This window comes from Candidatus Avelusimicrobium sp., assembly GCF_050873505.1.
GTDB lineage: Bacteria > Elusimicrobiota > Elusimicrobia > Elusimicrobiales > Elusimicrobiaceae > Avelusimicrobium.
The window spans coordinates 42080-61712 of the sequence record NZ_JBNMIY010000001.1 but is presented as its reverse complement, the minus strand read 5'-3'; the positions used below and the strand labels follow the sequence as shown (position 1 = coordinate 61712).

General features: G+C 49.3%; 17 protein-coding genes and 1 tRNA gene. 10 read left to right on the top strand and 8 right to left on the bottom strand.

The window, feature by feature from the left end:
• Positions 1-20 precede the first annotated feature (20 nt).
• Together ACR0QV_RS00255 and plsY are read right to left on the bottom strand one after the other, a co-directional pair.
• Positions 21-1025 carry an NAD(P)H-dependent glycerol-3-phosphate dehydrogenase gene (locus tag ACR0QV_RS00255; RefSeq protein ID WP_432634033.1) on the bottom strand — a complete coding sequence of 335 codons (1005 nt, stop codon included), beginning with the start codon at positions 1023-1025 and terminating at the stop codon, positions 21-23.
• Positions 1012-1641, bottom strand: coding sequence for a glycerol-3-phosphate 1-O-acyltransferase PlsY (plsY, locus tag ACR0QV_RS00250; protein WP_432634032.1), 630 nt, complete (start codon positions 1639-1641; stop codon positions 1012-1014). The genes ACR0QV_RS00255 and plsY overlap by 14 nt, the downstream gene beginning before the upstream one ends.
• Positions 1642-1720: 79 nt before the next feature.
• Here plsY and ACR0QV_RS00245 point away from each other — a divergent pair, with 79 nt between their 5' ends.
• Positions 1721-2872: a hypothetical protein gene (locus ACR0QV_RS00245; RefSeq protein ID WP_432634031.1), complete on the top strand. Its 1152-nt coding sequence runs from the start codon at positions 1721-1723 to the stop codon at positions 2870-2872.
• On the opposite strand, the gene hflX is transcribed toward ACR0QV_RS00245, so the two are convergent.
• From hflX to ACR0QV_RS00230, 3 genes are read right to left on the bottom strand one after another with little or no spacing between them, the layout of a single operon-like run.
• The gene (hflX, locus tag ACR0QV_RS00240; protein WP_432634030.1) at positions 2859-4103 is read right to left on the bottom strand and encodes a GTPase HflX; all 1245 of its coding nucleotides are present in this window, start codon (positions 4101-4103) and stop codon (positions 2859-2861) included. The two genes, ACR0QV_RS00245 and hflX, sit on opposite strands and share 14 nt — an antisense overlap.
• 3 nt (positions 4104-4106) lie before the next feature.
• Positions 4107-4676 carry a crossover junction endodeoxyribonuclease RuvC gene (gene ruvC / locus ACR0QV_RS00235; RefSeq protein ID WP_432634029.1) on the bottom strand — a complete coding sequence of 190 codons (570 nt, stop codon included), beginning with the start codon at positions 4674-4676 and terminating at the stop codon, positions 4107-4109.
• Between the two features lie 8 nt (positions 4677-4684).
• Positions 4685-5446, bottom strand: a complete 762-nt coding sequence (locus tag ACR0QV_RS00230; RefSeq protein ID WP_432634028.1) for a YebC/PmpR family DNA-binding transcriptional regulator — start codon at positions 5444-5446, stop codon at positions 4685-4687.
• 121 nt (positions 5447-5567) lie between these two features.
• Between ACR0QV_RS00230 and ACR0QV_RS00225 the strand changes: the two genes are divergently transcribed.
• The gene (locus tag ACR0QV_RS00225) at positions 5568-7175 is read left to right on the top strand and encodes a hypothetical protein (RefSeq protein ID WP_432634027.1); all 1608 of its coding nucleotides are present in this window, start codon (positions 5568-5570) and stop codon (positions 7173-7175) included.
• A gap of 27 nt (positions 7176-7202) precedes the next feature.
• Here the strand turns inward: ACR0QV_RS00225 and ACR0QV_RS00220 are convergent, their stop codons facing one another.
• The 3 genes from ACR0QV_RS00220 to ACR0QV_RS00210 all read right to left on the bottom strand — a co-directional run bounded on the left by ACR0QV_RS00220 (position 7203) and on the right by ACR0QV_RS00210 (position 9961).
• Positions 7203-8147 carry a UDP-glucuronic acid decarboxylase family protein gene (locus tag ACR0QV_RS00220; protein WP_432634026.1) on the bottom strand — a complete coding sequence of 315 codons (945 nt, stop codon included), beginning with the start codon at positions 8145-8147 and terminating at the stop codon, positions 7203-7205.
• A 10-nt stretch (positions 8148-8157) separates the two neighbouring features.
• Positions 8158-9714, bottom strand: a complete 1557-nt coding sequence (locus tag ACR0QV_RS00215; protein ID WP_432634025.1) for an NAD(P)/FAD-dependent oxidoreductase — start codon at positions 9712-9714, stop codon at positions 8158-8160.
• A gap of 174 nt (positions 9715-9888) precedes the next feature.
• A tRNA-Arg gene (locus ACR0QV_RS00210) sits at positions 9889-9961 on the bottom strand.
• Between the two features lie 90 nt (positions 9962-10051).
• Between ACR0QV_RS00210 and ACR0QV_RS00205 the strand changes: the two genes are divergently transcribed.
• The 8 genes from ACR0QV_RS00205 (at position 10052) to ACR0QV_RS00170 (ending at position 19630) form a co-directional block, all read left to right on the top strand.
• A complete protein-coding gene (locus ACR0QV_RS00205; RefSeq protein ID WP_432634024.1) occupies positions 10052-10693 on the top strand; it encodes a CpXC domain-containing protein in 642 nt (213 codons plus the stop codon).
• Positions 10690-11817, top strand: coding sequence for a hypothetical protein (locus ACR0QV_RS00200; RefSeq protein WP_432634023.1), 1128 nt, complete (start codon positions 10690-10692; stop codon positions 11815-11817). The genes ACR0QV_RS00205 and ACR0QV_RS00200 overlap by 4 nt, the downstream gene beginning before the upstream one ends.
• A gap of 994 nt (positions 11818-12811) precedes the next feature.
• A complete protein-coding gene (locus ACR0QV_RS00195) occupies positions 12812-14074 on the top strand; it encodes a hypothetical protein (protein ID WP_432634022.1) in 1263 nt (420 codons plus the stop codon).
• Positions 14075-14333: 259 nt separating this feature from the next.
• A complete protein-coding gene (locus ACR0QV_RS00190; protein ID WP_432634021.1) occupies positions 14334-14972 on the top strand; it encodes a site-2 protease family protein in 639 nt (212 codons plus the stop codon).
• A 16-nt stretch (positions 14973-14988) separates the two neighbouring features.
• A complete protein-coding gene (locus tag ACR0QV_RS00185) occupies positions 14989-15750 on the top strand; it encodes a segregation and condensation protein A (protein ID WP_428053994.1) in 762 nt (253 codons plus the stop codon).
• 15 nt (positions 15751-15765) lie between these two features.
• Entirely contained in the window at positions 15766-16797 is a 1032-nt protein-coding gene (gene scpB, locus ACR0QV_RS00180; protein WP_432634020.1) for an SMC-Scp complex subunit ScpB, read from the top strand.
• 2 nt (positions 16798-16799) lie between these two features.
• Entirely contained in the window at positions 16800-18251 is a 1452-nt protein-coding gene (locus ACR0QV_RS00175; RefSeq protein WP_432634019.1) for a glycogen synthase, read from the top strand.
• Between the two features lie 8 nt (positions 18252-18259).
• On the top strand, positions 18260-19630 hold the full coding sequence (locus ACR0QV_RS00170) for an alkaline phosphatase (protein ID WP_432634018.1): 1371 nt from the start codon (positions 18260-18262) through the stop codon (positions 19628-19630).
• Positions 19631-19633 lie beyond the last annotated feature (3 nt).

Here is a 19633-nt window from a genome sequence, read left to right as displayed (position 1 = left end):
GTTACGCCCAAGCGGTAAAATTATTTGTTACCCCGGTTGGTGAATCCCATAGCGTGCAAAAGCACCCACGGTTTTTTGCCTTCGCAGACAATCTTCCAAATAGCGTCCACGATAGGGGTTTTTAAATTGTTTTTGCGCGCAATGTCGTACACGCTTTGTACGGAGTTTACGCCTTCGGCAATGGTGCCTACTTCCTTTTTGGCTTCTTCCAAGGATAACCCCGAGCCCAGTTTTTCGCCCAAGCGGCGGTTGCGGGAAATGGCGGACATACCCGTCAAAATCGCGTCGCCAAAACCAGCCAAACTGTAAACTGTGTTGGACTGGCCGCCTTGGCTGACGATGATGTCGTTCATTTCTTGCAGGGCTTGCGTGATAAGCGCGGCCTTGGCGTTGGCACCGTCGCCGATGCCGTCAATTACGCCGCATCCGATGGCGAGCACGTTTTTAATGCCTCCGCCGTATTCCACGCCGCGCCGGTCCGAGGACGGAACCACAATAATCGGGTCCCCGCTCATTACGTCGCGGATTTCATCCACCAGCGCCGGGTCCTTTCCAGCCAGCATAATTTTGGTCGGCACGTCCTGCGCTACTTCCAAGGCAAAACTCGGGCCCGAAAACGCCAGGGCTTTGTCCTTTAATTGCGGCAGTTCTTCTTCAATCAGTTCGCAAATCGTTTTAAAGGATTTGTCTTCAATCCCTTTGGAAGCGCTCACCACGGGCACTACGCGGCCGTTTAAAAGCGGCTTTAACTGTTCGCGGCAGAACGCGCGGATGGCCTTGGACGAAATGACGAAGATAATTAAATCGGTATCCTTTACGGCCTCGGCTACGTCGCCCGTTAAGCGGATGTTGTCGTGAATTTTAAAGTTGGGGATATTGGGGTGTCTGCCCATTGTTTTAAGAACATTTAACAACTGTTCGTTGTATTCCCACAGGCTGACGTTGTACCCTTTGCGCGCGAGGTGCTGGGCAATTACACTGCCCCAAATACCCGCGCCGAAAACGGTGATTTTATTTATTTTCATTTTCTTTTCTCTTTTTGGCGCCGTCTTCAAATTTTAATTCCTTTTGTTGGAGCAGGCGTTTGATGTTGGGGACGTGCTTGTAGATGACCAGCGCGCTGACGGCGGTTACCATTAAATTAACGGACAGCGGATGATTGCCGATGAGAAAACTGCACACAGGTAAAACCACGCACGCGCAGATAGAGCCGATAGAAATGCGGCCCCACAACGCCACGCACACCACGAACGACGCAAACGCAATCGCCGTAGGGATAGGCAATAAGGCGGCAAATACGCCCGCCGAGGTGGCTACGCCTTTTCCGCCGCGGAATTTTAAATAAATTGTCCACATATGGCCCAAAATGGCAATTACGCCGCACGCAATGGCTACCCAGTAGTTATCCGGGCAGAAATGGCGCGCCAAGCACACCGGTATAAAACCCTTTAAGCCGTCAATTAAAAACGTGCTGATGCCCGCCCATTTGCCTACAATGCGGTACACATTGGCCGCTCCGGGGTTGCCGGAGCCGTGCTGGCGGATATCAATACCCATAACGTGTTTGGCAATCATATAGCCGGTCGGGACGGACCCGAGTAAGTAACTAAACAAAACGAGGATAGTAATTGTAGTAATCATATGTATCATTATATTAAATTTAGGGGCCTTATTTGCGGTTTCGTTGGTATTTTAAAGGTTTTTTATATATACTAACAATATGAAAAAACTCCGTTTTTATCTTTTGATGATACTGCTTTTGGGGGGAACTTGCGCTTTTGCACAGGATGCGTTTGACTATGCCCAAAAGGAATACGAACTCACGTTTACCGTGCGGGGCAAAACGCAAACCGTGTCTTGCCAGGCGGTGCGCTTCCATAAAAATTGGTTTTTGACGGCGGCCCATTGTGTAAGCCCGTGCAAAAATTATTCGTGCCAAATGCGTATGTGGCTGGCGGTTGGTCCGGCGCGTGCGGCGGCGTTGCTCTCCCAGAAAAATGTTTTTATCCCGGAGGAATACCAGGACGAATACACTCTTCCGCCCGGCGTTCAGCCCAAGCGCGGGGAACTGCCGGCGTGGGATATGGCGCTTATTTATTTTAACACCCGGCAGGCGCAATACGCCTACTACGATGCATACGGCAAAGTAAAGGAAAAGGACTTTCTGCTTTCTTTGGATAAGGCGTTTTGGGATAAAAAGACGGACGAAGCACTAAAAGAGTCGGCTAGGCTGTATGAACAGAGCCGCCAATACGCGGCGGACGGACAGGCGCAAATTGCCCGGCAACTGACTGATCAGGCGCAGGCGTTGGAAGAGGATGCGGACGAATACCGCGCCGCCGCCGAAGCCGCGCCCTTACTCAAAAAACAATGGGACGGCGCGATGACTCCGCGTTTGGCCCCGCTACTTGCTTACAGCGATAAAGACGAACATTTTTTGATGAGTAATATTTTGGTGCCGCGCTGGACCCGCGGTGCGTTTGAAATGCTTTCCTCGCCCAGGCAGATTTTGTATTTTGGCGATAACGCCGCGCCGTGGCTTTCGGCCGGGTTTGGCGTAGAAAGAGGCAACTCCGGCGGCGGGGTATTTTTGCCCGTATATAACGGCGGCAAAAAACGCGCGTCCGGCCTGGTGGGCATTGTGTCTGCCAAATCTTTGAACCAACTGCCCGAAGCCGCCCGCAAACGCTACGCGCTGTACAGGAGTGAAATCTTTTTGTTTAACGGGTTTAGCGAAAGCACGACCTTGGGATTTATCCGGCGGGTATTAACCGAATACCGCGACACGCCGAATGTGCAGCCGTTGGAAAGTTATGGTAAGTTAAAAGAGGTCGTCAAAAAGGCGGCCCACAAAACCGCTAAAAAGAAGTAAGTTTTTTTAGGATACTGTGATAGTTGCCGTCTGTGGCCATAAGGGTTAATTCCAAGGCGCCGGACGGCAATTCTTTTTGCCCGGTAACCAAGGCTTTGCCGTAGATAAATCCGATGAGTCCGCGCGTTTTGGGCTCCAAGGTCAGGCGGCGCAATTTCCAGCGGCGCGCTACATTTTCCTCTACCTTTTCCAACAGTTCGGTAAGCCCCAGTTTGTTTTCCGCGCTGATAAATACGCCTTGCGGATTTTGCGCTTGGAGCAGGGCCAACCGGGCGGGTGGAAGCAGGTCAATCTTATTAAACACGTCAATAACCGGGATAGTCTGCGCGCCCAAGTCGGTAATGATTTGGCGGACGGTGCTTGCTTGCGTGTTGCGGTGGGGGGACGAAGCGTCGTGGACGTGCAAAATCACGTCCGCAAACGAGGTTTCCTCCAAGGTGGCGCGGAAGGAACTTACCAAACTGTGCGGCAACTTTTGGATAAAGCCCACCGTGTCTGTAAACAGCATTTCCCCACCGGCCGGCATATGCACGCGGCGGGTGGTCGGGTCCAAGGTGGCAAAGAGTTTATCGTCCGCATACACGGCATTTTGGCGCGTGAGCACATTTAAAAGGGTGCTTTTGCCTGCGTTCGTGTAGCCCACAATGGCAATCTGCGGCAGGGGAATTTGCGTGCGGCGTTCGCGGCGCAGACCGCGTTCCTTTTTTACCTGTTCAATTTCCTTTTCCAGTTTGCTGATGCGCAGGCGCAGACGGCGTTTATCGTATTCCAGTTTTGTTTCGCCCGGGCCGCGCAGGCCGATGCCACCCTTCTGCTGCATTAACGCGGTTCCCTGTCCGCCCAGGCGCGGGAGTAAATATTTTAACTGCGCCAGTTCCACCTGCAATTTGCCCTCTTGCGTGCGGGCGCGCTGGGCGAAAATATCCAAAATTAACCGTGTGCGGTCAATTACCTTGGCGGGGATAACTTCTTCCAAATTTTTTTGCTGGGCGGGAGAAATTTCGTCGTCAAAAATGACCGTTTGCGCGTTTGTCAGGCGGGCCGTTTCGGCGATTTCTTCCATTTTGCCGCTGCCGATAAGCGTGGCCGGGTTAAAGGCCTGTACGCGGATTTGAAAGGTGTGGACGACTGTTCCGCCCGCCGTGTGGGCCAGGCGTTTTAATTCTTCCAGCGAAGAGGTATCGTATGGGGCGGTTTTTAGGGTTACGCCTGCCAAAATGACGTTTTCCATAAACTAACGCTTTTTACTGATTTGGGCTTCTTTGGCGGCTTTTAATTTGGCTAAAAAGGCGGCCTTTACGTTAATCATATTGTTCAGTGGGGCCGTTTTTAAATGGCAAATGCCGATAGCCACCGCATCGGCGGTATCGTCCGGCGAGGGGGCTTTGTCCAAATTGAGCGTAAGTTGCACCATACGCTGGACTTGCTTTTTGTCGGCGGTGCCTGTGCCGCAAATCATCAGTTTGACGCGCTTGGGCGGATAAAAGGTAATTTGTTTTTTTGCCTGCTCGCACGCCAAAATAATCACGCCGCGCGTCATAACCGTATTGGCCATAGTGGTCGCGCGCTTTAAAAAGAAGTTTTGCTCCATAGCCACTTGGTCGGGGGCGTAGGTTTGCAAAATTTTGGTCAGTTCGTCAAAAATATAGGAAAGGCGTTTAGGGAGTTCCTGGTCGGCCCCGGTGTGGATGAGCCCGCAGGCCCGTAAAGACAAAACGGAACGGGCGTTCCGTGTGAGGATTGCCCATCCCGTTCTGTCTAAACCAGGGTCTATACCTAAAACTGTGGTCGTATGCTCTTGCAAGAGGCCTCTTATTTGGCTTCTAACTTAGCCATAATGGCTTCGTCAATGTTGGAATTATCATAGACGTTTTTGGTATCGTCGTGATCGTCCAACGCTTCAAGCATATTCATCAGCGTTTCGGCGGTGTGTTCGTCGGTAATGCTGACTTCGGTATCCGGAATCATCGTCAGATCGGCCGATTCGGGCGTAATGCCTTTGGCTTCAATGGCTTTTTTGACGGCTTCCAATTCGTTCATATCCGGGTTGGTGATAACTTCGTACACGTCGCCCACGGTGCGGACGTCTTCGGCTCCGGCTTCCAAGGCCAAGTTCATCAAATCGTCTTCGGAAATGTCTTCCTTCTTAACGACAATCATCCCTTTGCTTTTGAACATATAGGACACGCAGCCCGCAGTGCCGGTGTTGCCGCCGTGGCTGGTGAAGATTTTGCGGATTTCCGAGAAGGTGCGGTTTTTGTTGTCCGTGGTGCATTCCACGATGACCGCCACGGAACCGGGACCGTAGCCTTCGTAAGTGATTTCTTCGTACGAAACGCCGGGCAACTGGCCGGTACCTTTCATAATAGCGCGTTTGACGTTATCAAACGGCATATTGGCGGCGCGGGCGTCGTCCACGGCTTTACGCAAGCGGGGGTTCTGGTCCGGGTTACCGCCGCTCATTTTAGCGGCGATGGTGATTTCTCTTAAAATTTTAGTAAATACTTTGCCTTTTTTGGCATCAACGAGGGCCTTTTTGTGTTTAATGCCGGCCCAATGCGAATGTCCACCCATAGGTGCGCTCCTTACTGCAAATTTAGATACTTTTATTTTACCAAATTTTTATGTATAGGAATATAATATGATATTATTTGAATAGTAGCCGTATATCATAAAGTTAAAAATACTAACCTTAATGAAAAAAATTCTACCCATTTTATTGCCTGTTGTGTTAGCCACCGCCGCAGGATTATACAGCGTTTTCCTTGAACAAGATATCAATTATGATATGTTGAGTTATCATTTGTATAACCCCTTTGCGCTGTTAAACGGACATTTGGGGGTAGATATTATCCCCGCGGGGATGCACTCCTTTTACAATTCGTTCCCGGATTTGTACTTTTATTTTATCTTCCAGACCTTTATGGATTTTCCGCACTGGGTGGCCTTTTTTATGGGCGTGCCTTACGGCCTGCTGATTTGGGTGGTGTATCTGTTTGCCAAGGACTTATTCCAAGGGGAAGATACCCCTAAAATAATGGCCTTCTGGGCCACCTTTTTGGGGTGTGCGGGGGCGGGGATGCTCTCGCAAGTTGGCACCACTACTAATGATATTCCGCTGGCGATAGGCAGTATCGGCTCGCTTTGGCTGGTTATTAGGTTTAGTAAGAATCCGGCCCGGACGGGGCTTGCCTATTGGGCGGCGTTTATCGGCGGGGCGGTAATGGGGCTAAAATTAACCACTACGCCGTTTTGCGCGGCAATGACGGTGATTGCATTTTTTAGTTTGCCGAAGGTAAAAAATAAACTTTCGTTTGTGGTGCTGTTTGGGCTTTCCGGGCTGTTGGGATTTTTGCTTGCGGACGGGTACTTTTTGTGGAAATGGTGGTCGTTATACCAAAACCCGATTTTCCCGTTTTATAACGATATATTTAAATCTCCGTTTTTTGATAATTTCTATTTGACGGATTCCCGTTTCTTGCCCAAAACTTGGCTGCATTATCTTTTTTACCCGCTTTACTGGGCGTTTTCTCCCAGTGAATATGCGGCTGAAATGCCGGTGCGTGATTTGCGCTTTACGCTCCTGTTGCTGTCCGCTATTTACGGGCTTAAAAAGTTTTTCCCGTATGCCACACGGGGAGCTAAACAAGCGGAGCCTTTTTTCCTGTTGGCCGTATATGCACTGGTGGCATATGTTTTGTGGCTGACTAAATTTTCCCTATTAAGATACGGCATTGTGCTGGAAATTGTGTGCGGGCTGCTTGTGGTAAAGGCTTGCAAAGTGCTGTTTAAAAAGAAATACTGGCTGGTGGGTTTTTTAAGTATTTTTGCCGTAACCCAAGTTTTTACCGTTTCTGCGGATTACGGGCATAACCCGTTCTACAAAAAAGCCATCGTATTTACGAATAAACCCCAAATAGAGGATGATAGTTTGGTGTTGCTGTTGGTTCAGCCGTTAGCGTATTTGGCTCCGTTTTTAAACCCAAAGGCTACTTATATGAGCGGGTTTAAATATAACCCGGCTAATTTCCCGCTGGAAGTGCAAGAGAATGTACGGCTGTTTAAAAATTTGCCGGACGACTTCTACCGTTTCCACTTTGAGGACAAGCAAAAAGAAGTGATTAAAAAACACCAAGGGCCGATTTACGCCATTGTGCCTATGGTGCCGGGGCTCTTATTGCACCCTAATTTGCTGGCCCCGTACGGCTTGAAGGGGGATAGTAAAACTTGTAAAAGTTTTACCACCAATTTAACTCTCTATACACCCAGTATGTTGTTAATTTGCCCCGTGGAAAAAATATGATAATACCCCCGGCGGTACCGGGGCGTGTTACATAGCCAGTTGTTTTTTAAAATAACCAATAGTTTTATCTAATCCTTCGCTTAAAGGGATGGTAGGCGACCATTTTAACTGTTGCCGCGCCAAAGAAATATCGGGTCTGCGCCGGGACGGGTCATCCTTCGGCAGTGGCTGGTAAACAAGTTTGCTTTTGGTCTGTATTTTGGATAGCACCAGTCCCGCCAGTTCGTTCATAGAAAACTCCTGCGGGTTACCTAAATTAACGGGACCCGTAAGGTCTGCGGGCGTATTCATCATCCGCACCAACCCTTCTATTAAATCGTCCACATAGCAAAAGGAGCGCGTTTGCGAGCCGTCCCCATAAACCGTAATATCCTTTCCTTGCAGGGCTTGCACGATAAAACTGCTGATTACGCGTCCGTCATCCTCGCGCATATGCGGCCCGTAGGTATTAAAAATGCGTACCACCTTAATCTGCGTGCCGTACTCCCGGTAATAGTCAAAGCATAAACTTTCCGCACAGCGTTTGCCCTCGTCGTAGCAAGCGCGGATGCCAATCGGGTTTACGTTGCCCCGGTAGGTTTCCACCTGCGGGTGAACCAGCGGTTCGCCGTACACCTCCGAGGTGGACGTTTGCAAAATAGAAGCGTTATGCTTCGTCGCTAAGTCCAGCATATTCAAAATGCCCAGTACGCAGGTTTTGGTGGTTTTGACGGCGGCCTTCCCCTGATAATGCACCGGCGAGGCCGGGCAGGCCAAGTTGTAAATTTGGTCCAGGGGCGTACTGAAATCTATGGGGTTTATAACGTCGTGCTCCACAAAGGTAAAATGCGGGTTATTTAGTAATTCTTCCACATTTTTTAAACGGCCCGTATAGTTGTTGTCCAAACAAATTACGTCCGCCCCGTGCTTGATTAAATACTTGCATAAGTTGGAGCCCAAAAAGCCCGTACCGCCCGTTACTAAAATCTTCATAAAATCGCTCCTAACACTTTGGTTTATTTACCGCAGATTCTTGGTATTCCTTTTCGGTGTTTAACTCCCAAAGGGATTTTTTATCCAAGTTATTTTCAATAATTTGGGCGCATTGCAGCCCGCAGAAGACCGAGTGGTCCATATTGTTGTATTTGTGTTGGCCGTTGCGCCCGATGCAATACAAATTATCCAACCCGTTTAGGTATTCTTTAATTTGGTCAAAATTCTTATACCCGCCGAAATAGGCCGGATAGGCTTTTTTCACCTTTTGGACGTGCACCGCAACAATATCCTGCGCTAAGCAGACGTTTAGTTTAATTAGTTCCCGCGTGGCTAAGGCTATCATTTCCGCCTCCGGCAAGGTCCACAAGGCGTCGCCCTGGGTGGCAAAGTATTCCGCACAAATCGCCACATCCTGCGGGTTGCCCAGCACATAAGGCGACCAGTTGTTGACGATTTGGATTCTCCCCATTGTAATATTTTTATCTTGGATGTAAATCCAACTGTCCGGCGCAATATTATGCAGGGTCGGCCAAGCGGTATTATTTTTTAGGTTGAACTTTTTTACCACAAAGGCAACGTGGATGTAATCCCGGTATTCTAATTGGTTGGCCGTTTGTTTAATCTTTTCGGGCGCCCCGGACAAGCCGTTAATCAAGTGCTTTATGGGAAGCGAGGAAATAATCAGGTCGCCTGGATGTTCCTGCGTAGTACCGTTGGTTGTGGTTTGTACGCGGGTAATGCGGTTTCCGTCCAGCGTTAGCCCGGTAACTTTGGCGTTTAGGTGGAAAACGCAGTTATTTTGTTCGGCGCGGGTTTTCATTTCTTCCCATAATTGCCCGCAGGCGTATTTGGGGTACATATAACTGTCAATGAGGGAAACCTCTTGCGACTTACTTTTGAGGTGCAACAAACGGCTGACGGCATTTGCCAGTACCTTTTTTATGGATACGCCCTTAATGCGCTGGTAGCCCCAATAGGACGGAATATCCTTGGGATGTTTGCCCCATACCTTTTGCGTGTAATGTTCAAAGAAAGTGGAATATAACCGTTTGCCAAAGCGGTTAATAATAAAGTTCTCCAAATTGTCTTCCGGCAGGCGGATAACTAGGGATTTAAGGTAACTTATCCCGCAGCAAAAGGTTTCCCACAGGCCCAAGTTCATAATGGTTTTGAGACTAAGGGAAATGGGATAATCAAAAAAGTGCTTTTTATAGTAAATGCGGGAAAACCGCCGCCTAACCAGCATTACCCTGTCGGTTTGTTCCGGGTCGGGCCCGCCGGAAGGCAGGTGTAAGGGACGGTTTAACATAATGTCGTCCTTGGCGGGTTTGCCTTGGGTAGGCAGTAAGTCCTCTAAAAAATTCTTGACCGCTTGGTTTTTGGTAAAAATGCGGTGCGGTCCCAGTTCATAGGAGAATCCTTTTAGTTGCAAGGTCCTGGATAGGCCGCCGATTCGGTCCAGTTCTTCAAAAATGTGAACCTCAAAATTGGGGTTTTGGGATAGTTTTAAAGCGGCGGTCAGCCCGGCAGGGCCTGCGCCCAAAATTAAAATTCTTTTCTTCATAGCAAGTGCATTATTAAAAAGGGGTTATTTCCCGTAAAATGTAGCATATTTTGAACGTGGGAACAATAAATAAGGGGTAGCGCGGATAGAGGTACACTGTGCAGGGCCGCGCGGTAGCGCGGAGGTGTCCGACCGGACGAGCAACAACGAAGCAAACCATTTTAGAAAGAAAACTGCCCCGCACGAGATTTGAACTCGTATCACCGGTTCCGAAGACCGGTACTCTATCCAGTTGAGCTAACGGGGCGTTACTCCTATTTTACCAAATTGCTAAACTAATTAAATTTTTTGCCCTACAAAAATGACCGCCCGCGCCAATTTATGCTAAATTATACATATGAAATCTATTAAAAACGAAGGGACAGCGCATTGTCCCCACAAGTGTGAACCTTTTGATGTAGAATACTGGTCGCTCATCCGGGCGGACCAGGACCCCGATTTGAAAACCGCCGTTATGGGCGGAGAATTAAATTTGGTACGTTGCCCCGAGTGCGGCGAATTCTTTCACCACGACGGCGATTTGATTTATTTTGACGCCCTGGCTGAAATTCTGGTGTTTGTATTTTCCGAAAAAGACCGCCAACGCGAGCCCGAACTGGCCAAGCGTATGCGGGACGATTACGAAACCATTAAACACGTTTTGTTAAAGCAATTAAATATGGACTATCCGCCCGTGTCCGTTTTCGGGCTGGAAGAATTGAAACTGCTTTTGCAGGCGGACGAAGAAGCGTCCTACGAATCCGAAGCCGTAGCGGCGGCCTCTGCCGCGCTGGGTTTTGCGGTAACGCGTTTGAAGCCGTCTTATGCGCGGGAACATCATTTTCCGTTTTATGTGCCCACGCCAACCAAAAACCAGTCGGCCAACGAATACGCCGTGGCCGCCGCCAAGGTGTTAAAGAGCGGCCTGAACAGCACCCTGCTTCGCAACTTCGCTGACCGGATGAGCGAGGACGGCGCGAAGCCGCCAATGGTGCTATGAATATAAACCTCTCCTCCGATATACCTAAAAAATACCGGGAACAGTTATACTCTGTGGGAGCCTACGCCAAAAAACTGGGCCTTTCGGCCTGGGTGGCTGGCGGTGCAGTGCGCGATTTTTACTTAAAGCGTCCCACGCTGGATATTGACCTTGCTTTTAGCGGTAACCAGGAATCCGTAGCCGGGTTCTGCGTGAAGCAATGGGGGGGAGGAAAACGGAAATTTTCGCAATTCGGCACGTTCCGCGTGAATATGGCGGACGGACTTAAATTTGATATGGTCCGTATGCGCAAGGAAAAATACCCGTATCCCGGGGCGTTGCCGGAGGTGGAGTTCTCGCCCAAGGTAAAGGACGACCTCTTCCGCCGCGATTTTACCGTAAATGCCTGGTGCTTTTCCATTTCGCCCGATACCTTTGGGCAGACGTACGATGCGTTTGGCTCCCAAAAGGATATTGATAACGGCATTATCCGCATTTTGCACGATAAAAGTTTTTTGGATGACCCCACGCGTATGTTGCGCGCTACGCGTTTTGCGGGGCGGTTCGGGTGGAGATTGGCCCCCAAAACGGAGCGTTTATTGCGAGAAGCCGTGAAAGGGGAATATTTACTATTGCTTACCCGGGAGCGTTTCAGCCGTGAATTTTTAAAGGTGCTGAAAGAAGAGAAAATCAAAAATATTTTCCTGTTAATGGAAAAGTACGATATGCTCAAATTTGCTTGGCCGGGGCTCCAATGGCACGATGCCTTGCTCCGCACGCAGGACATTCAAGAGCGTATGGGTATTTTGGTATGTACGTTGGGGGCAAGTGGCGAGGATTTTTTGCGCTCGCTACACTTGCCGAAGGAATTTTCGCAAGAGATTTTAGGCGCGTGGAAAGTAACGCGCGAAAAAATGAGCCCGTTGGGTTCGCTGTCGCCCTTGCAAAAGGAAATTTTAAACGCTGTATTGCCCGGCTTGCCGCCGATGGCGTTGGAGCCGTGCTTTGTGCGCGGGCGCGAACTGAAAGATTTGGGTCTTGCGGGGCGGCGTATTTCAGGTGCGCTGGACCGTGTGCGCCAAGCGCAATGGGCGGGCGAAGTGAAAACGCGCGAGGAAGCGCAAGACTTTTTGCGTGCGCATTAAAAAATAGGTTTATTTGCGTGGATTACCCCCGGATAAATTTTATCCGGGGGCTTTTGCGTTGGTGGGGAAAAGGCAAGCCGCTTGGCGGCCCACTAGGGAGTGCCCTGCAAGGTTGCGGCCCGCGGAGTGTCGTCATCCCGGAGTGTTTTTATCCGGGATCTGCTGTTGCCGTGGTTGTCATTCCGGGGCCCGCATACGAGCGGGAACCCGGAATCTAGAATAAAATAAGGTCTTTTCTAATAAACAGACTGGATCCCGGGTCCACGCCCGGGATGACAAGCAGGAAGACCTTTTTTTATAACAACAGATTCCCGAGCGTTCCACGCCGACTACTTTCGGGAAGGACGTCTTTATTAAAATAGTGGTCATTCTGAACTGGCGGCCCGCAGGGTTTTCAAATCTACCGCTTGTGTAGTTTTGTCGTTTATAACAATAAAGGTCATACTGGAAGGTTTCTGTCCAGTATCTGTTGTTTTCCTCTTTTTAATAACGACAGATCCTGGACTACGACTTTCCAGGATGACGGCAACGACTAGCGACCCAAGAAGTAGATCCTGAAAACTATTAATAGACCCCGTACAGAAACACTACGGGGTGCCGCCTAGCGGAAAGGGCGGCAATTCAGGATGACTTTTATTTTATAACGGCTTTGTTGTGCCGTCATTCCCGAGTGCCGTAGTCGGGAATCTGTCTTTTGCTGTTGTTGTGCTCTTACGAAACAACGGATCCCCGACTAAATTCCTCGGGGATGACGACTAAACAATGTATTGTTTATTGATGTCGTTTCGTTGGTGGCGACATTACAAAAACAGTGTGGCCCCATTAGTCAAAAGAGGGGAAAAAGATAAGTCGTCCGCAGGACTTATTTTAAAGGGGTTGTTTCGTTTTTTTTTTTTGTTAAAATTTTGATAAATCGCGGTGGATGTACCCGGATGTATCCGCCGTATAAAAACGCGTATAAAAGGCCGTTTTAGGCGTTTAAACGAGGATAAAAATGAAAAAAATCACACTCATCTCCGCCTGTATGCTGTTATTTACAGTAGCCAATGCGGAACAAATGCAGTTTGTAACAACCCTATCCGCCCCCGTGGGTAACTTCGCCCATTTGGACGCGGCAGACTCTACGCACGTTACGACAGCCCCGATACTCAACTTTTGTAATACCCGTTCCAATGTGGGGAATATCGTAATCAAAGGGGCCAATGCGTACTTAAAACAAGTAAATGTGCAAAACGGAACTGCGTTAGGCAGTACGAATACGCCCGAATACCGTTTGAGTGAAAAACTGACGGTTGAAAACGGCGGCACGGTAAACGCCAGGCGCATAATGGCTAGTAATGTAACTTTTAAAGATACAAACTTCCACCAAAGTAACGTAACCAACACGATTTACGGCAATGACATCCCCGTAATGGGCGGAAAGACGGACAATATGGAAATTTCTGGCACCGCCAAAATTAACAAAAGTGCGCAAAATACGGCGAATCTTGGGGAAGAACTGTGGTGGGATAACCAATATGCGAGTGATTATGATGCGTCCGGGAACAAAAAGACAAACGGCAAAACTTATACCTCGTTTTTACTCAAAAGCAAAACGGCCGGATGCAGCAATCCTTCCGGCGAAGCAAATTGCGTACATACTAGCGGTACTTGGGATAGTTCGTCTTGCGAGTGTACTTGCCCCAGCAATATGGTGCTTGGCAAAAACGGCGTTTGCTTGGGTACTTTTAAACCTAAAATTTTGGATGCTAATGTATTAGTAGAGTGCCATTATTGTCCGGGGGATAGACAGCCTTATAAACTATGCTCCGAAACCACAGACCCCAATGAGCAATGTATCTATTCCAGAGAATCTGATTGCCAAGGCAGCCTGTCATCTGCTCCAAGTAAAGAATCTGCCTGTATATCTTCATTACGTGTAAATTCTTATGAATTTTTTGTTGGTGGATATTTAAGTACAGGTGATAAAGGTGGTAGTGGTTGTACGGGTATGGCCATATTTTGGCAGGGCGGAACCTATATAGGAGGCCAATTAGGGCGGTATTCAGGGCGGAGTATGCCAAATTGTTACGGCACTGATTATCAAGCAATGTGTGATAAAAACTGCACACCCGGGTCTTCTTCGTGCTCTTATAAGTGTGTAATTTCTAAACAAGATAATGGATGCAATAATGGCTGTTATCATTGTTCAAATGGGTGGCACACAAATAGTGGAACCGGCACAGGAAAAGTGCTTACTTGCGTAGCCAATAAGTAGCCATATTAAGTTTAATTTTCAAAACCCCCGGTTTAGTCCGGGGGTTTTGCGTTCCTAAGGGTCTGCCGTGCGCTGCTTTTGCCCACGTTTCGGCCTTCGGTTGCGTTGCTTTAGTTGAAACCTTAATGATTAATTAAGGTTAATTTATTGTAACTAATTTAAACTAAAACAGCAAATAATATTTTTTACCCGCTTTTTATAGGGCATTTTTGCTTTGGCGCGCGTGCAGGAACGGGTATAAATTAGTAGAATACAATATATGGAAGTAATTATCTTTATACCTATTTTGTTTTTGTCTATCATCCTGCACGAATTTGCACACGGCTGGGTGGCGTACCGTATGGGCGACGATACCGCCTATCACTCCGGCCGCCTAACCTTAAACCCGCTTAAACACATTGACCCCGTCGGCACACTCTTGGTGCCTGCGGTGTGCTACTTTTTGCATTTCCCGCTGTTTGGTTGGGCCAAGCCTGTGCCCGTCAACCCGATGCGCTTCCCGCGCCCGCGTAAAGATATGGGCAAGGTGGCGGTGGCGGGCCCGGCGTGCAACTTGCTTTTGGCCCTTATCTGCGTGCTGGTTATGAAGATTTTTCTCTTGGCGCAGAACCATTTTACCGTGCAGACCTTGGAACAGGTTTTTGTATTTTTACAATATGGGATGTTTATTAACGTATTTTTAGCCGTATTTAATTTAATCCCTATTCCGCCCTTGGACGGCGGGCGCGTGGTGGCGGCCTTGCTTCCGATGCGGGCGGCCTTTAAGTACGAACTGTTTTTCGGCCGCTTTGGGATGTGGGTGGTTTTCGCCCTTATTTTAACGGGCGCGGTGCAGTTTATTTTGCGGCCGCCCACCCGGATAATCGTCGGATTGTTAGGTAAAATTTTAACCTTGTAGGTTTGCGGAGCGTAAAATGATTAACCCTGCGCCGATTAATGTGCATATCAACGTGTTTGAAGGCCCGATGGACCTATTATTGCACTTAATTAAAAAAGATAACTTGGACATTTGCGACATTAACATAGCCGAAATCACCAAGCAGTACCTGGATTATTTAAACGTAATGAAGGAACTGAACTTGGAGGTGGCCGGGGAATTTTTAGTAATGGCCAGTACGCTAATGCAAATCAAGGCCAAAACCTTGTTGCCCTCGCAGGCGCCGACTACCGAGGACGAGGGCCCCAACCCGGTAAAGGAACTTATTGCCAAGTTGGTGGAGTACCAAAAATACAAGGAAGCCAGCAAATTTTTGGAAAAAAAGTTTGAGGAAAACAAGGACAATTTTTACCGCTCCGCTCCCATTTTTGACGACGGGGAAAAAATCATTAACCTGCAACTGTTTGATTTGTTATCCGCTGTCAAGCGCGCCTTTGAACGGTTAGACGAGCGCAAACGCATTGAACTTTTAAACGTGGAAGAATTTCCGATTGAAATGAAAATGCAAAAGGTGGTGGATATGTTCAAAAAGCACGAGTGGGTGCTGTTGGACGATATCTTTGTGGGGGAAACCAAAAAGCGCGGCGTGATTACCTGCTTTATGGCGTTACTGGAACTGATGAAGATTAAAAAAATTATTGCCCGGCAGGATGAGCAGCAAGGGCAAATCCGTATTTATTTAAACCCGGAAAACAAAGATAAAGATTTTAAAACCCTTATGCACGGCGACGCTAATTAGCCGCCCGGAGGACTTATGCCAACCGAAGAAAACGTAACACCTGTTCAAGCCGCGGCGCAAACAACGCCCGCGACCGAAAAGCCGGCGGACGAACGGCCCTTTGAACTGGTGCCCACGAGCGAATTTAAGCAGATAGTGGAAACCCTTTTGTTTATTACCGACCGCCCAATAAAACCCTCCCGCATTGCCGACGTAATTGACGGTGTGGATGCGCGGCGCGTGCGCGAGATGATTTTGGAAATCCAAGAAGACTACGCCCAACGCCAAAGCGCTATCCGCGTGGTGGAAATCGGCGGCGGGTTTCAAATGTCCACCAAGCCGGAATTTGGCCGTTGGGTGCGACGCTTGTATAACGAAAAAATGACGACCAAACTTTCCAACGCCGCGTTGGAAACCTTGGCCATTATCGCCTACAAACAGCCGCTTACCCGTGCGGAAATGGAAGCCATCCGCGGCGTGGATGTGGCGGGCCCGTTGGAACGCTTGTTGGAGCGCGGGCTCGTGCGCGTGGTGGGCAAAAAAGACACCATTGGCCGCCCAATGGTCTATGGTACGACGGATGAATTTTTACGCATTTTTGGGTTGAACAAAATTTCCGAACTGCCCGACTTACAGGAGTTTGCTTCCAAAACCTTGCGCGAAAAGCAAGAGGAACTTCCGTTCGGCGAGCCCTTGCCGCCGCTTAAAGAGCCCGCCATTATTCCGCTGGAAGAATTGGAAGGCGAGGAAAAATTGCAGGCGCTGGACGCGTCGTCCGCCGACCCGTTCTTTACGCGCAACAGTTACAACCGCGGGGATATTTTTACCAATGACGCCGCCCCCGAACTCTTAAAGCAGGCCGCCTTGTCCGCCGAGGAAAAAGCCCCGGTGGAGGCTGTCGGCGTGGTTTCAACGGAGCCCGCGCAAGACACGGACCCCGCCTTAAAGGTAAACGAACAGGTAACCGCGCCCGATAATGCGTTGGCCTCTTTGCAGGCCCGGCGGGAAGAGGCGGAGAACAAACCCGCCGACGCGCAACCCGCGCAAGAAAACCAGGAGGATAAATAACTATGAATATTGTTTTGGCCGCCAGCGAGGCGTTTCCGTTTTGCAAAACCGGGGGGCTTGCCGATGTGGTGGGCGCGCTCTGCCAGCAGTTTTCTATGCGCAAGGGCAACAAAGTGCTTTTGTTCCTGCCGCACTACCGCAACATTGTGCGGGTGTCCTCTTTAAAGGTGGTTCCCGGCGTGTATTTAATCCCGATAGGGGATAGAATAGAGCAGGTTTCGCTTTCTTATATTAACTGGGGCAATGTGCTGGTGTTTTTTGTGGGCAACCGCAAATATTTTGACCGCCCCGAACTCTACCGTACCAAAATGGGCGAATACCCCGACAACGATGAGCGCTTTATTTTGTTTAGCCGCGCGGTGCTGGAAGGGTGTAAGTTTATCGGCTTCCGCCCCGATATTATCCATTGCCACGATTGGCAGACGGGCTTGATTCCCGCCTATTTAAAAACGGTGTATAAGTTGGACGCCTTCTATACCCGCACCCGCAGTTTATATACAATTCACAACATTGCCTACCAAGGGCACTATCCGTATTCCTCGTTCCGCAAGGCGGGCTTCCACCCGGTGGATTACACGCCCGATAAATTTGAATACTACGGGGGAATTAGTTTCTTAAAGAGCGGTATCGTGTTTGCTGATAACATCAATACCGTCAGCCCCAACTACGCGCGCGAAGTTCAAACCGACCCCGCTATGGGTTTTGGCTTGGAAGGGCTTTTGCGCTACCGCAGTAAAAACTTTTGCGGTATTGTAAACGGGATTGATACCGATATCTGGGACCCGGAATTGGACCCTGTGCTGCCCATTGGCTACGACGTGAGCGAAGTGGTAAAGGGCAAATTGGCCGCCAAACTGGCCTTGCAGCAGCAATGCAAACTCCCGCAGGAAGCCGACAAGCCGCTTATCGGCATAGTGTCGCGCTTGGATTATCAAAAGGGGTTGGATGTGGTTGTCAATTTGATTGGACGCTTAAAAGACCGCGCGCAGTTTGTGGTGCTGGGGATGGGCGACCCGATGCTGGAAAAGGCGTACCAAAGTTTGGCGCGCAATAATCCCACGTCCGTCAGTTACAACGGCCGCTTGGATGAAGATTTGGCCCACCGCATTTATGCGGGCTCGGACTTGTTCTTAATGCCGTCGCGCTTTGAGCCGTGTGGCCTTTCGCAGTTAATTGCTATGCAATACGGTACGCTGCCCGTCGTGTCCAAGGTGGGGGGACTAGTGGATACCGTAAAGGGCTATGAACCCGGCAAGGAAGATACGGCCACGGGCTTCTTTATTAACAATTTTACCGAAAATGGTATTTACGCCACCTTGGAGGGTGCGCTGGCCCTGTACCAGCACAACCGCCCAGTGTGGACAAAACTCGTCCGCAATGCAATGCGGCAGGATTTATCGTGGGACAAATCGGCCCAGGCCTATTTGGATTTGTACCGCAAAACAATGATTTAGGAGATAAAATGAAGAATATGCGTCGTGTTTTATTTGTACTTTTGGCTTTCGTACTGCTGTCGGTCCCTGCCTTAGCCGGGAACGTAAAAAATATTATTTGGGTGATTGGGGACGGTATGGGCCCGGAGGCTATCGGCTTTTTTACCGAAGGCGTCCGCTATGCGAACTTGCCGGACTACCCCGAAAAAACCTCCAACTTGGAGCGGATGTTAAACGGCGGTACCTGGGGGCTGTTCTTTAATAACACCTATGATACCTTGGTAACCGATTCCGCCGCCGCGGCTACGCAAATGGCTACGGGCCAACTTTCCCGCCCGGGTGTAATCGGCGAAGATTACAACGGTGCGGCCGCCAAAACCTTGCTGGAAATGGCACGCGAAAAAGGGATGTCCGTCGGCGTGGTTACGGACGTATATGTTACCGACGCCACCCCAGCGGCTTTTACCTCCCATACGCAAAACCGCCGCCAGAAAATGGAGATTGCCCGCCAAATGATTGATTTCGGCCCGGAAGTGATTATGGGCGGCGGCCTTAAATATTTTTCCACCGGGGAAAATAAAAAACTTTTAAAGCAGGCCAAAAAGAAAGGCTATCATATTGCCACCAACAAAAAGGAACTGTCCAAAATCAAATCGGGCAAGGTGCTGGGGCTGTTTGCCGAGCAGGCTCTGCCGATGACGGTAGAAATGTATATGCACCCGCAAATCCCCACGCTTACCGAGCAAACGCAAAAAGCGGTGGAAATTTTGAGCCAAAACCCCAACGGTTTTATTTTAATGGTGGAAGCCGGAAAAATTGACTGGGCCGCCCACGGCAACGATGCGGGCGCGTGGTTCAAGGAAATGCAAAACTTGGATACCTTATTGGGCTATGTGTTGCCGTATGCCGACAAAACGCCCGATACCTTGGTCTATTTAAATGCGGACCACGACACGGGCCTCGGCGCGTTTACCTACCGCCACTTGGGGCAGCAAAAAGTAATGGAAAAAACCGCCCAAGGCGAAGTGCTCTATGACGGCAATGTGGACTACGCTTCCTTTAAAACGTATCACCAGTTTTTACTCCAAAAGCGCAGTTTGTACAATTTAAAGGAGGAGTTAAAAAAACTGTCGCCTGAAAAACGGACCCTGGCCTTTTTGCAAGAACAATTAACCGCCGCTATGGGTTACCCAGTGGATATTTCCGCCTTTAAAAACCCGGCGGATTTGGACGGCCTTTTTAAACAGTTGGACGAAGAGCGCGGCCTTGTGTGGGCTACGCCGTCCCACTCGTCTTTGCCGTTGTTAAGCGTGGCCTATGGCGAGGACGCCGGCGAGTTTTCCGGCCTGTACCACAATACGGACATTTTGCCGCGTATGAAGGCGGCGTTAGGGTGGTAATTT

What these genes read in the sequence shown, in the direction of transcription:
- ACR0QV_RS00255 (WP_432634033.1), bottom strand. Translation starts at nt 1,025, where the DNA reads ATGAAAATAAATAAAATCACCGTTTTCGGCGCGGGTATTTGGGGCAGT.
- plsY (WP_432634032.1), bottom strand. Translation starts at nt 1,641, where the DNA reads ATGATTACTACAATTACTATCCTCGTTTTGTTTAGTTACTTACTCGGG.
- ACR0QV_RS00245 (WP_432634031.1), top strand. Translation starts at nt 1,721, where the DNA reads ATGAAAAAACTCCGTTTTTATCTTTTGATGATACTGCTTTTGGGGGGA.
- hflX (WP_432634030.1), bottom strand. Translation starts at nt 4,103, where the DNA reads ATGGAAAACGTCATTTTGGCAGGCGTAACCCTAAAAACCGCCCCATAC.
- ACR0QV_RS00230 (WP_432634028.1), bottom strand. Translation starts at nt 5,446, where the DNA reads ATGGGTGGACATTCGCATTGGGCCGGCATTAAACACAAAAAGGCCCTC.
- ACR0QV_RS00225 (WP_432634027.1), top strand. Translation starts at nt 5,568, where the DNA reads ATGAAAAAAATTCTACCCATTTTATTGCCTGTTGTGTTAGCCACCGCC.
- ACR0QV_RS00220 (WP_432634026.1), bottom strand. Translation starts at nt 8,147, where the DNA reads ATGAAGATTTTAGTAACGGGCGGTACGGGCTTTTTGGGCTCCAACTTA.
- ACR0QV_RS00215 (WP_432634025.1), bottom strand. Translation starts at nt 9,714, where the DNA reads ATGAAGAAAAGAATTTTAATTTTGGGCGCAGGCCCTGCCGGGCTGACC.
- ACR0QV_RS00205 (WP_432634024.1), top strand. Translation starts at nt 10,052, where the DNA reads ATGAAATCTATTAAAAACGAAGGGACAGCGCATTGTCCCCACAAGTGT.
- ACR0QV_RS00200 (WP_432634023.1), top strand. Translation starts at nt 10,690, where the DNA reads ATGAATATAAACCTCTCCTCCGATATACCTAAAAAATACCGGGAACAG.
- ACR0QV_RS00195 (WP_432634022.1), top strand. Translation starts at nt 12,812, where the DNA reads ATGAAAAAAATCACACTCATCTCCGCCTGTATGCTGTTATTTACAGTA.
- ACR0QV_RS00190 (WP_432634021.1), top strand. Translation starts at nt 14,334, where the DNA reads ATGGAAGTAATTATCTTTATACCTATTTTGTTTTTGTCTATCATCCTG.
- ACR0QV_RS00185 (WP_428053994.1), top strand. Translation starts at nt 14,989, where the DNA reads ATGATTAACCCTGCGCCGATTAATGTGCATATCAACGTGTTTGAAGGC.
- scpB (WP_432634020.1), top strand. Translation starts at nt 15,766, where the DNA reads ATGCCAACCGAAGAAAACGTAACACCTGTTCAAGCCGCGGCGCAAACA.
- ACR0QV_RS00175 (WP_432634019.1), top strand. Translation starts at nt 16,800, where the DNA reads ATGAATATTGTTTTGGCCGCCAGCGAGGCGTTTCCGTTTTGCAAAACC.
- ACR0QV_RS00170 (WP_432634018.1), top strand. Translation starts at nt 18,260, where the DNA reads ATGAAGAATATGCGTCGTGTTTTATTTGTACTTTTGGCTTTCGTACTG.